At 31.0% G+C, this 11,738-nt stretch carries 10 protein-coding genes; 6 read left to right on the top strand and 4 right to left on the bottom strand.

Annotated features, from left to right (window positions below; genetic code table 11):
* Positions 1 to 233: 233 nt before the first annotated feature.
* The 6 genes from EI427_RS21475 (at position 234) to EI427_RS21450 (ending at position 8,548) form a co-directional block, all read left to right on the top strand.
* Positions 234 to 1,661, top strand: a complete 1,428-nt coding sequence (locus EI427_RS21475; protein ID WP_126618870.1) for a sulfatase — start codon at positions 234 to 236, stop codon at positions 1,659 to 1,661.
* A 23-nt stretch (positions 1,662 to 1,684) separates the two neighbouring features.
* Positions 1,685 to 3,130, top strand: a complete 1,446-nt coding sequence (locus tag EI427_RS21470; protein WP_126618868.1) for a right-handed parallel beta-helix repeat-containing protein — start codon at positions 1,685 to 1,687, stop codon at positions 3,128 to 3,130.
* A 307-nt stretch (positions 3,131 to 3,437) separates the two neighbouring features.
* Complete coding sequence (locus tag EI427_RS21465; protein ID WP_170178568.1) at positions 3,438 to 4,604, top strand: hypothetical protein; 1,167 nt, start codon at positions 3,438 to 3,440, stop codon at positions 4,602 to 4,604.
* Between the two features lie 120 nt (positions 4,605 to 4,724).
* Positions 4,725 to 4,904, top strand: a complete 180-nt coding sequence (locus tag EI427_RS21460; RefSeq protein ID WP_126618865.1) for a hypothetical protein — start codon at positions 4,725 to 4,727, stop codon at positions 4,902 to 4,904.
* A gap of 479 nt (positions 4,905 to 5,383) precedes the next feature.
* Positions 5,384 to 7,702: a carboxypeptidase-like regulatory domain-containing protein gene (locus EI427_RS21455; protein ID WP_170178567.1), complete on the top strand. Its 2,319-nt coding sequence runs from the start codon at positions 5,384 to 5,386 to the stop codon at positions 7,700 to 7,702.
* A 267-nt stretch (positions 7,703 to 7,969) separates the two neighbouring features.
* Entirely contained in the window at positions 7,970 to 8,548 is a 579-nt protein-coding gene (locus EI427_RS21450) for a 5' nucleotidase, NT5C type (protein ID WP_126618863.1), read from the top strand.
* Positions 8,549 to 8,621: 73 nt separating this feature from the next.
* Here the strand turns inward: EI427_RS21450 and EI427_RS21445 are convergent, their stop codons facing one another.
* From EI427_RS21445 to EI427_RS21435, 4 genes are all read right to left on the bottom strand, one after another.
* Positions 8,622 to 8,852 carry a hexameric tyrosine-coordinated heme protein gene (locus EI427_RS21445; protein ID WP_126618862.1) on the bottom strand — a complete coding sequence of 77 codons (231 nt, stop codon included), beginning with the start codon at positions 8,850 to 8,852 and terminating at the stop codon, positions 8,622 to 8,624.
* Between the two features lie 129 nt (positions 8,853 to 8,981).
* Positions 8,982 to 9,614, bottom strand: coding sequence for a cbb3-type cytochrome c oxidase subunit I (locus tag EI427_RS26185; protein WP_205727989.1), 633 nt, complete (start codon positions 9,612 to 9,614; stop codon positions 8,982 to 8,984).
* Positions 9,554 to 11,197 carry a hypothetical protein gene (locus EI427_RS21440; protein WP_205727988.1) on the bottom strand — a complete coding sequence of 548 codons (1,644 nt, stop codon included), beginning with the start codon at positions 11,195 to 11,197 and terminating at the stop codon, positions 9,554 to 9,556. Before EI427_RS21440 ends, EI427_RS26185 begins: the two co-directional genes overlap by 61 nt.
* A gap of 53 nt (positions 11,198 to 11,250) precedes the next feature.
* Positions 11,251 to 11,709 carry a hypothetical protein gene (locus tag EI427_RS21435; RefSeq protein WP_126618860.1) on the bottom strand — a complete coding sequence of 153 codons (459 nt, stop codon included), beginning with the start codon at positions 11,707 to 11,709 and terminating at the stop codon, positions 11,251 to 11,253.
* Positions 11,710 to 11,738 lie beyond the last annotated feature (29 nt).

Genomic DNA, 11,738 nt, shown 5'->3' with positions numbered 1-11,738 from the left:
CTAATGGGAAATAAGTGGTGATATCATTTTAAATGATTGATAACTACATAATTATTGAAACAAATAAACAACAGTATTTCTCTATAATGGAGCAATGGAATCTGTTTGTGTGAATACTACAAATTCATCAAAATATTGCATGATGATGAAGTGACTATTTAAGGTAATTGGACACTGTGTTGTTTTAACACAGTGTTTGTTACACTTTTTGAAATGAATTAAACAGACTAAAAATGAAAACGTATTACATTTTATTATTACTCTTTGGCGCTAGTCTTATTACTTACGGACAAGATAAACCGAACATTTTATTTATTGCCTATGATGATCTAAGGCCATTAATAGGCGCCTATGGAGAGCCAGAGCCTCATACACCTAACATTGATTTATTGGCAGATCAAGCGGTTCGCTTTAATAGAGCTTATGTGAGTTATCCTTTGTGTTTACCATCTAGAGCAGCAATGCTTACAGGAGTTCGTTTTGATAATAAATGGGCACCTAAAGGACAAAAAATAACTTTCCCTAAAATGATTGCAATGCAAAAAACATGGCCGGGGCAGTTAAGAGACAACGGCTATTGGACGGCAACTAGAGGAAAGTTATACCATGGAAAAGTACCTGGTGGAGATAAATCTTCTTGGGATATTGCAGGTAAATATTGGACGAGTGAATACCATGATGGAGGCCCAGAAATTGAAAAAAGAATTGTAGAAATTGGTGGTAGACAAGATCAGATAGATATCTATCATGAAAAAGGTTCTGGACCAGGATCTTTAATGTATGCTTCTGTAGATTGCCCAGATAATATGCTAAATGATGGTAAAGTTGCAGACGATGTAGTTTCATATATTAAAAGGAAGAGAGATAAAAGTAAACCTTTCATGATTGCTTGTGGTTTTGCAAGACCTCATATGCCGTGGGTAGCACCAAAGAAATATTTTGATATGTATCCAGAAGATGCGGGTAAGTTGGCTTACCTTCCTAAAGATGCTAAAAAAGATATGTCGAATGAGCCCTTTGGCGGAAGAAAAGGAAGCGAAGTTTGGAACGAAGGAGTATCTGATGAAACAGCTCAAAAATTAATTCGGGGATATATGGCAAGTACTACTTATGCCGATGCACAAATGGGCAAAGTAATTAAAGCCTTAAAAGAAGAAGGAGTATATGATAATACCATTATTGTAGTTTGGGGAGACCACGGATACCACCTTACAGACCATGGGAAATGGAGAAAAAACACAGGGTACAATGTTGCATTAAGAAGTCCTTTGATTATAAAAATGCCTCATTCTAAAACGCCTAAAGTAATAGAAAATTTGGTTCAAAACATTGATATCTATCCAACATTAATGGCTTTAACGGAGTCTGAAATGGCTGAAGGAACCCAATTGCATGGTAAAAGCCTAGTGCCTTTATTAAAAGGAGAGAAAGTAGATTGGGAAGATTTAGTGTATACTTGTGCCCAAGAAAGCTACGGTTTAGTAACAGATCAATATAGATTTACAATTACTAAAGAAGGAGAATATTTACTTTATGATTTAAAGAAAGATCCTTACGAATGGAACAATTTGGCTGCTAACAAGAAATATAATAAGTTAATCAATGAGTTTGAAGGGAAACTAAAAACTGTTGTTTGGAACAAGCCAGGTAATGTGTTATAAACCTTTTTTCAAATACATCAATTATGAAAATAGTAAACTTACTTGGCATTTTTATGCTGCTATCTTCTTTAGTTTCAGCCACTAATTATTATGTGGATGCAGCAAATGGGAATGATAAAAATGAGGGTACATCAAAAAAGAAAGCTTGGAAATCTCTCTGGAAGGTAAATCAAAAAGTATTACAACCCGGAGATGCTGTTTTATTTGCAGCAGGAACATCGTACAACGGTCAGTTAAAACCACAAGGTTCTGGTACAAAAGAAGATGTAATTAAAATTGATCGCTACGGAAAGGGTGAACATCCACAGATCAATGGAAAAGGAAAAAAAGAAGCCACGTTACTTTTATATAATGTAGAGTATTTTGAGGTGAGAAATCTTAAAATAACTAACAAAGGAGCAGAACGAAAAGGCAAAAGAAGAGGTGTAATTGTGCGTGCTGAAGACTTTGGAGATTGTCATCATATTGTTTTAGAAGGTCTTGAAATTTTTGATGTGAACGGACTTTTTGAGAAAAAGAAAGGGGGTGGTTCTGCAATTCTTTGGCAAAATATGGGTAATAAAGTGAAAACTCGTTTTATTGATCTACAGATACTTAATAACTTTATGCACCATTGCGAACGTAATGCAATTAACTCTAAAGGGTATGCAAAACGTACAGAATGGCACCCAAGTTTACAAGTGGTAATTCGAGGAAATTTAATAGAGAATATTCCTGGTGATGGTATTGTTCCAATTGCAACAGACGGTACGCTGATAGAGTACAATGTAATAAGAAAAGGCATTGACTCTATGCCTGTCGGAGATGCAGCTGCAGGAATTTGGCCATGGAGTAGCGATAATACGGTTATTCAATTTAATAGCGTTAGTGATCATAGAGCAAAATGGGATGGACAAGGATATGATTCTGATTACAATTGTTTTAATACCACAATTCAATACAACCTAAGTTATAATAACTGGGGCGGTTTTATTTTAATTTGTAATAACGGATTTTCTCTAGGGGAACCATTAAACAATGGAACAGTAAATACAATTGTAAAATATAATCTTAGTATCAACGATGGAATACGCCCGTACAAGGCACACAACAAAAGGTATTTTGCTCCTACTTTTCATGTAACTGGGCCATTAGAAAATACAGATATTCATCATAATATTGTGATTATTCCAAACAAAGAAATTCCTGAAATGGAAAATGATTTGATAGAGTTTAATGATTGGGGAAAGAAGTATCCTGATAAAACAATTTTTGAAAAGAACATTGTTAGGAACCAGACTACAGCAAGAATAATTCTTGGAAAAACAACCAACTTAAAGAATAAGGATAACGATATTTCTACATCATTTAATTATGAGGAAAGAGATCCCATAAAAGTACTTGATGCATTAAAAAATAACCCTCTTTTAAAAGATAATGAAGAATTTAAGAAACTCTATAAATTTATTCAAGGGTTGAAAATATTGTAATTATTAGCGTAGTTTTTTTGAAGGAGGACAAGTAATTTATTTACTTGATCCTCTTTTTTTATGCAATAATTTTAAGCACATTTCTAAAACATTGAACTTTTTTAATAATTAATTCTACTATAAGATCGAATTCCTATTTTCTTTAATCACCTTATAATTTAATCTACTAAATTGGTGATAAGCAATCTAAAGTGTGCATTTCATTTATGATTTGTATTTAACAGCCTAATCAAAGAGTCAACCTATTTTTATTATTACTCAATATTATAAACCTATGAAATTAAAGTATAGTATTCCGCTATTGTTCATGATATCATTTTTTTCTTGTAATGATAATGACGATCCAGATGTAACACCAACTCCAGAACCATATCTTACAAATATTACGATAGATAGTATTGGGTTTGTATTAAATGAATATGAATCTTTTAATATTACTGTTAATGGAAATTACGCAGATAATATTAGTAATGAAGTAGAAGAAAGTGGTATTTTATTATCTACTCTTGTAGATGGTAAAATTGATGATAATACTAGTTTATCTGTTAATCTGAATACAACTGATGCTACTTTTTCTCATTCATATGATAATATGGATAGAACTGTAACTTATTATATAAATACCTATGTGAAAGGAAATGATGGGGTAATTTATTATGGTACTTCTCAAAAACTCACACCATCTGCAACTATTTTGCACGATCAAAGAGCTTTAACTTTTTCAAACCTAAGTACATTAACAAATGCTTATGATTATGTGAGTGTAAGAATTGGAGCAGATATAGTTTTAATAGGTGAAATACCAACAACGTATGGATTAGAATATTCTATTAATAAAGAGTTTACAAATTCTTCTAAATCAATAGAAGATGAAGATCTTATTTACCAAAATTCAATTTCGGCAAATGCTATAGAGTTGTCTGTAAGTACTAAATATTATGTTAGAATTTATGCTATTTATGATGATAATGAAGAAGTTAAATCAGAAACTTTTGAAGTAACGACAACAATTCCAGAAGTAGGAGATTTATTTCCAATTCAACCAGATGAGTATATTACAGATATAACTACAAATATCTTAACAGCAAGTTATCTAGTGTATAAAATAGACCCTTCATCCAAAGTAATAACTTTAGGGTCTCTTTTAGAATATTCTACTACTGCTACATGGACATCTGGAGATCAGACTGTAGAAATACGAGGTGTAACGCAAACTGTACAAAGACCATCGGTAGCATTTTTAAAAGAAATGTATACTATTGAAACCACTAATACTACATTTACTCTCAATCAATTAACGCTTAGTTATTTTAATTTTTTAAGAGATAAATTCTATGCAACCTCTGAAGAAGATACAAGTGATTCAAGCAAAACTACGGAATATAATCCAGTAACGAAAGTTACTAGATCTGTAGATAAGAACCTGTCTTCTGGTGAGCGAGTGAGTAGATATGTTAAACTATTGACGTACTAATAGAAATTAAAATTTATACCAAGCACCTACGTAATTAAAGATTATGTAGGTGTTTTTTTGCTTAAGAGTATTAATGCTCAATAGGTAACTGTATATTTGTAATTCATATAAATTAAAAAAATGGAAAGTAAAGAAAAAATTAGCGGTATCAGAAAAATACTTACGAGTGATAATGACACTGTAAAAAAGAGTGAAATGATCGTAGAATTCATAGACTGCTCGGAGGATAAGGCAAATAAAATTATTGAAGCTTACCTTAAAGATCAGAGATTTAGCTGGATTGGAGAAATTGAAAAATAAGTGACTTTAATTCTATAATATTGGCATCAAAAATTTTCTAAGATCCCCTACATAAACAAACTTTACATTATAGGTAAACATCTTATTACTAGATAATTTAAATTTTAAAGTAGTAATTTCAATAGTTAAAACGCCCCTAACATTATACAATGGTTTTTTACTAAAAATCAATATATTATACTTGTGTCAATGCATTACTAGTACGATTATGATGCATGATTAACATTCAAAAATTAAGATTAAAATGAAAACTAAAAACAATTCTAAAAAAGATATCTTTAAGCAACTTCTAATAGGTGCATTCACTTTTTATGTGGTTATTAGAATTTTTCAAATGAGGTATGAATATGGCACCTTTATGAGGTGATTTTCGAGCAGTAATACATTCCATGCTATAACAATACTACATAACTGACTATTTTATAAATATAATGCTCTTTCCAACAACTACTATCAAGGTTTACATTCTGTTTTTATTTATGACTATTTTGTCATCTACAAAACTATTTTCTCAAAAATTGACAGACGAATTTATCACAAACTTCTCAGGTTTAGTTAAAGATAAAAGAATTGTTCTTTTAAGTGAAATGTCTCATCGTGAAGGAAGTGTAATAAAAACGAACACAGAACTTGTAAAATATTTACATCAAAAGAAAGGGTTTAATCTTATTCTATTTGAGTCAGGGTTTATTGATTTAGGTTTTTTCTCTAGAACTGACTCAACTGCAAATTATAGAGAAAACTTATCCGATGCTATTTTTCCTGTATGGACAAAATCTGAAGAATTTCAACCTTTATTAGATTATTTAGCAGAACAAAAAAAGACGCTTGAAGTCGGTGGATTTGATCTTCAATTTTCATCCGATCATATGTATTCAAGTTTTATTGATTCATTAAGATTATATACACCAATAGAGGATAAAGAGAAATGGGAGAGTTTCTTTTATGTTTTTGATGGTGTAGTTAATGAAGCGTATTATCCTTTTAAAGAATACCCATTAGGACTATATATCTCTAAAATTAATAAACTTAGTAAACTTGTTGAGGGAGATGATTTTCTGCAGCAAGGTTTAAAGAATTATAAAGAGTATTTATTGATACTAAAGTCAGGTGTTTTTGAGGTTGAAGAAAAAGATTTCAAAGCAAAAATGGCTAATCCCAGAGATCTACAAATGGCAAAAAATGTAATCTATTATGCCAATAAATACCCAAAAGCAAAGATTATCTGTTGGGGTGCTTCCGCTCATTTTGCACAGGATTTCTCAAGTTTTGAAAATGAGGAGATAAAAGCTTTTAAACCTATGGGTGGTGAAATTGCAAAAGAACTTGGCAAGCAAGTAATTAGTATTGGGTATACTGGGGGAACAGGAAGTTATAAATATTGGTTTGAAGATATAAATGAAGCCAAAAGAGTTGTTTTAAATTATAATGGAAAATTTGAAGATGATTGTAATAAAATGGATAGTATTACAATTATTGATCTTAATACTACACATCTAAAAGATAGTCTTTTTTCTTCCTCTTCTATAGAATATACGCCCTTGAAAGGAAAATGGTCAGAAGTATTTGATGCGATCATTTTTCAGAAAGAAATTACACCTATGCACCAAATTGAGGAAAAACAAGATATACAATTTGACACCTCATTTATAACAAACAGCTACCCTCTTATAACTTCTACAAAAATATTAAAAAAAACAGGAGCGTATAAAAGAGGAGAAGTATTGAATCAAGTAGATGGTACTCCAGTTAGTTTCTGTCTTCTTAAAATTAAAGGGACACAAGCAGGAACTGTGTGTGATGTAGATGGTAAGTATGAAATCTCTATTAAACCAGGTGATACCTTATTACTATCTTCAAGTGGTTATGAAAAAAAAGAAATAGTTTTTAATGGACTGAATCTAGATTTTAATTTGAAGCCTTCAGAAATTACCCTTAATGAATTGACAATTTTTTCTGAAGGTAATTTTGCCGAACATATTTTTAATAAAGTACTTGAAAATTTAGACAAAAATTATGATCTGAAGCCTTATAATTTAGACTTTTTTGTAAGACATAAAATCACAAGAAATAATAAACTTCGATATAATTATGAGTATTTCGGTCAATACTATTTTTCATATTATGGTAATGAAGCGAATAGTATGATTACAGAGAATAGACTTTTTGATTTTAAACCTTTTAAAAGCTTCTATTTTAGTGCAAAAAAGTTTCATCATGATATAGCAAACCCCATTCTTACCAATTCAATTTTTCAAAATAAACAGCTTAAGAAATATAATTTTGAATTGATAGAAGATGATAGGTTTTATTTGCTAAAGGTCTATCCTAAAAAACAAAGATATTCACATATAAAAGAAGAGTTTTATATTACTATCAATCCAATAGATTACGCAGTTTTAGAATTTAAATGCATCAATATAACTGATCCCAAAATAATGACAGACGCATTCTACAAACTTTATAAACGTAATGACAAAAATTTATTACCTCTTCAACTTTCATTATCAGAAAGAATTTATAGTACTAAGTATAATAAAAATTTCAATGGTAAGTATGATGTAGTCTATGGAGTATGGGATAATTATGTACAAGGTTATAATGAATTTTTAGAGGAGGATGTAAATATAAACGATCATAAAGTTTATATACCTTATAACAAAACGAACGATATTGTAAGCAAGTGTAATGATAAAGAAGCACAAGATAGCCAATATGGCACTGTTAAATACAATAAAGACTTTTGGGATAACTTTAATGTCCCAAAAATAGCACTTAAAGATCAATTAATTTATTAAAAATAAATTTAAGGAATGTCTATGTTTCTTTGATACTAAAATGATCTTTTTAGAGGGTACGTATTGACGCTAATCAAAGTAATTTACTACCAAACGAGAGACGTTTGTAATTTTTAGAATTATGTTACCAATTAGACAAAAGGTTAAAATCCATATAATCTCCAAAATTAATTTAAAGCACGTATCTAGCTTACGTTCTACTATCATATATTAATCAATGTCGGTTTTAAACTGGCTTCTAAAAAATCTTTTACCTAAAAAATACATATGAATAAGCAAATTCTATACATTGATATGGACGGTGTTACTGTGGATTATACTGCCTCAGAATTAAAAAACGAACCAGGTTTCTTTTTGCAAATGCCACCTATAAAAGATGCTATATCAAGCATTAAAAAATTATCGAAACTATTTGATATTTATTTCCTTTCTACTGCTCCTTGGTCCAATCCAAATGCATGGAAAGAAAAACGACTTTGGATTGAAAAACACTTTGGAGATCAATTTAACAAAAGATTAATATTGACACACAACAAACAGTTAAATAAAGGTGATTTCTTAATTGATGATAGACCACATGCTAATGGTGCTAATCAGTTTGAAGGAGACTTATTGCATTTTGGTAGTAATGAGTTTAAAGACTGGAATGCAGTGGTTAATTACCTTTGTTTTGAGCCTATAGAAATACCTGAAGCAACAATGGTTTATTGGTCAAAAAAGTATAAAAGGTTTAAAAATAAAGAAAAAGCAATTGCTTTTTTCAGAAAGACAAGAAAACAAACACCTTATGCAAATCTGTATAATAACTCAGGTCTCCAGCTTTATGAGGTTGAATATTATGTTTAAAACAGCAATACTCTTTATCAAAAAACAGCTTCCAAACTGATTTAGAAGCTGTTTTTACTATAAAAAGGCTGTCTTATCTCCAATAATTATTGGCTGCAGCTACAGTTTGAAAGTTGATAGCAATTACTTGCGATGCTTTCGTTAAACTATCAGCATTTTCTGCATAATCTGGACGCATTTTCTTTAATAATTCAACATTAGGTTGAGTTGATTTTACTCCCATTCTAGACAATTTGATAGCTAACTCGTACCCTTCTTGTGGAGTAGAAGTTATTAAAGTGGGTAACCAAGGTTGATCTGACATAGTATTTAATTTTTATTAGAAATATGAGTTAAGGGTTAGAGAGCAGTTATTAGAAATAAACTACTCTCTAAGTGAAAATAATCAATTGGTAGTAAAATCAAATAACTTTTGTACTTGATTTTACTACTTTTAATTTGATTTAATGGCTTTAATAGTCTGTTTTACAGTGAAAAGACAGAAATAATAAATACCTATAGAGAAAATGACATCTCCTAGTATTCTACTCCATTTTAATGTTTGAACTAATGGAGAATAGAGTAAGTCAGAACTTCTTGCATAAGAATACCCTTTTGTAAGAGAGGTATAAAATTGAATTATTCCAATTGGTAATAAACTTATTACCACCATAGTAATTAACCCTATATTTAAACACCAAAATGCTCTTTTTAGGTGTTTTTCTTCCCAGATTTCTGATGTAGAAAGTCTTAAACAAAGAATAATAAAGCCCATACCTAACATACCATACACACCAAATAATGCTGTATGTGCATGAACAGCCGTGGTATTTAACCCTTGTATATAGTACAATGCAATAGGAGGGTTAATTAAGAAACCAAACACTCCAGCACCTAACATATTCCAAAATGATACGGATATAAAGAAGAAAATTGGCCATTTATATTTTTTAATCCAATCGTAGCTTTTTAAGATGTTCCAACTCTCAAAAATTTCGAAGCCCATTAATGTTAAAGGAACTACCTCTAAAGCACTAAATGTGGCACCAAGAGCAATAGCTTGTACTGGTGTTCCAGAAAAATACAAATGATGTAACGTACCAATAATCCCCCAGATAAAAATATACAAGCAGATGTTATTGCAGTAAAACTAGCTGTTTTTACAGATATAATTTCTAATTTAAAGAATATAAAGGCGATTACAACTGTGGCAAATACTTCAAAAAATCCTTCAACCCAAAGGTGAACTAACCACCATCTCCAATAATTAATAACAGGTAAACTACTGTTTTCTCCATATACCAAACCAGAGAAAAAGAACATTCCGATGGCCATTACAGAGATAAGAAGGATAATAAGTAAGTGTTTAGAATCATCATTTTTTCTGATTCCATAAACTACGTGCCTACCCACCATTATCATCCATAACACTAAGCCTACACCTAATAAAATTTGCCAGAACCTACCCAAATCAACATATTCGTATCCTTGATGCCCAAAGAAGAAATTAGTAGTAAGATCAAAGAATTGATGAACACCTAACCATTCTCCTGCCATAGAACCTAGAACAATAATAAGTAGAGCTACAAATAAGAAATTAATACCGTAAATATGTACTTTCATTTCTTTACCACTTACAATTGGTGCTAAGAATAAACCAGTTGCTAACCATGTTGCCGCAATCCAGAATACAGCAAGTTGTGTATGCCAAGTACGTGTTACTACATAAGGTAAGAATTTAGAAAGTTCAAAGCCAAAAAAGCCTTGTCCTTCAACAGTATAATGTACGGTTATAGCACCTAAAACCACCTGTAATGCTATTAGTAAAGAAATTACGATATAGTATTTTAATACTGCTTTTTGTGATGGTACCAATTTAAAACTCTTCATAGGATCAGCCGTTGGCTTTGCAATTCCCTCTTCTCCTTCGTGAGTTTTTAAATAGTAGAACGTTAGAATTCCGATAAATAAGATTAGTAATATAACAGAAAACCCAGACCAAATCATAGAGTCATTTGTTAACGTATTACCAATTAAAGGTTCGTGAGGCCAATTAGAAGTATACGTATAGTCTTGGTCAGGTCTATCTGTACTTGCCGCCCAAGAAGTCCAAAATAAGAATGCATTTAATTGAAAGAGTTTACTTTTATCCGTAAGAACTCCTTTTTGCATTGCATATTTAGCATTCCCATTTTTAAACAATGCAGCATAGTAATTCATGTTTTTCTGAATAGCAGCTAACCTTAATCTGGAAATAGTTATTTCTTTTGTTGAACTGTTGTACGTATTGGTTTTTATAGCTGCCCTTAATTTAACTTGAAGTATTCTTTGATCTACAGCAGGCAATTGCTCATATTCTTTAGCAAACTCTTTTTCCGACCAGTTATTTAGAATATAGATAGCTTCTTTATGTATCCAATCTGCAGACCAATCTGGAGCAACATAACTACCGTGTCCCCAAATAGAGCCCATTTCCATACCTCCAATTGATTCCCATACATTCTGACCAGTTTGAATATCGTCTTTTGTAAAAAGAACTTCACCTGTTTCTTGAACAATTACTTTGTCTGGAATTGGAGGTTGTTTCTGATAGATTTCTGTACCTACCCAAACTAATACTGCAAAAGACAACAGCATTATGCTAGAGAAAATTAACCAAATTTTTTTCATGTTAAGAGTTTATTTAGAGTTGAATAGTACTTTTTGTAGAGTACATAGTTTGTTTATAATGATTTTATCACCTCGACCTTTTTTAGATAGAAACTACCTAAATAAAAGAGTGTTAGTACTTTTGCTACTTCTAGGAATCCAAAAAAAGCATGCATATAACTAGGCGGAACAGCTATATTATTTATAATATTTTGTGCTCTTTCATTTAATTCAGGGAGTATCCAAATTGATTGAATAAAGAGTATAAAAATTGGAAGGGAGAGGTACAAGTATTCTCTTCTACACACAAAAACACTCGGAAATTTAATATGACGGTATAATGTATCGGCAAATAACATAACAGCGAAACATATTTCCACACCATTTAAGGCACTAAATACCAACGTACCAATCCCTAAACCAATTTCTAAAGTTACTCCTGGGGCTTGAAATTTTAACCACGCTTCCATAAAGCTAATGGCACAAACAAACCCAATCCATAAATATATAAGAGCAATATTTATATTTTTCATTCTAAATTATATTAAAAGACCTTTTTATC

The sequence above is a fragment of the Flammeovirga pectinis genome (assembly GCF_003970675.1).
Classification (GTDB): domain Bacteria; phylum Bacteroidota; class Bacteroidia; order Cytophagales; family Flammeovirgaceae; genus Flammeovirga; species Flammeovirga pectinis.
The sequence above is the reverse complement of the archived record's forward strand: the minus strand, read 5'-3'. Positions and strand labels throughout refer to the sequence as shown.

What these genes read in the sequence shown, in the direction of transcription:
- EI427_RS21475 (WP_126618870.1), top strand. Translation starts at nt 234, where the DNA reads ATGAAAACGTATTACATTTTATTATTACTCTTTGGCGCTAGTCTTATT.
- EI427_RS21445 (WP_126618862.1), bottom strand. Translation starts at nt 8,852, where the DNA reads ATGTCAGATCAACCTTGGTTACCCACTTTAATAACTTCTACTCCACAA.
- EI427_RS21460 (WP_126618865.1), top strand. Translation starts at nt 4,725, where the DNA reads ATGGAAAGTAAAGAAAAAATTAGCGGTATCAGAAAAATACTTACGAGT.
- EI427_RS21450 (WP_126618863.1), top strand. Translation starts at nt 7,970, where the DNA reads ATGAATAAGCAAATTCTATACATTGATATGGACGGTGTTACTGTGGAT.
- EI427_RS21440 (WP_205727988.1), bottom strand. Translation starts at nt 11,197, where the DNA reads ATGAAAAAAATTTGGTTAATTTTCTCTAGCATAATGCTGTTGTCTTTT.
- EI427_RS21435 (WP_126618860.1), bottom strand. Translation starts at nt 11,709, where the DNA reads ATGAAAAATATAAATATTGCTCTTATATATTTATGGATTGGGTTTGTT.
- EI427_RS21465 (WP_170178568.1), top strand. Translation starts at nt 3,438, where the DNA reads ATGATATCATTTTTTTCTTGTAATGATAATGACGATCCAGATGTAACA.
- EI427_RS21455 (WP_170178567.1), top strand. Translation starts at nt 5,384, where the DNA reads ATGACTATTTTGTCATCTACAAAACTATTTTCTCAAAAATTGACAGAC.
- EI427_RS21470 (WP_126618868.1), top strand. Translation starts at nt 1,685, where the DNA reads ATGAAAATAGTAAACTTACTTGGCATTTTTATGCTGCTATCTTCTTTA.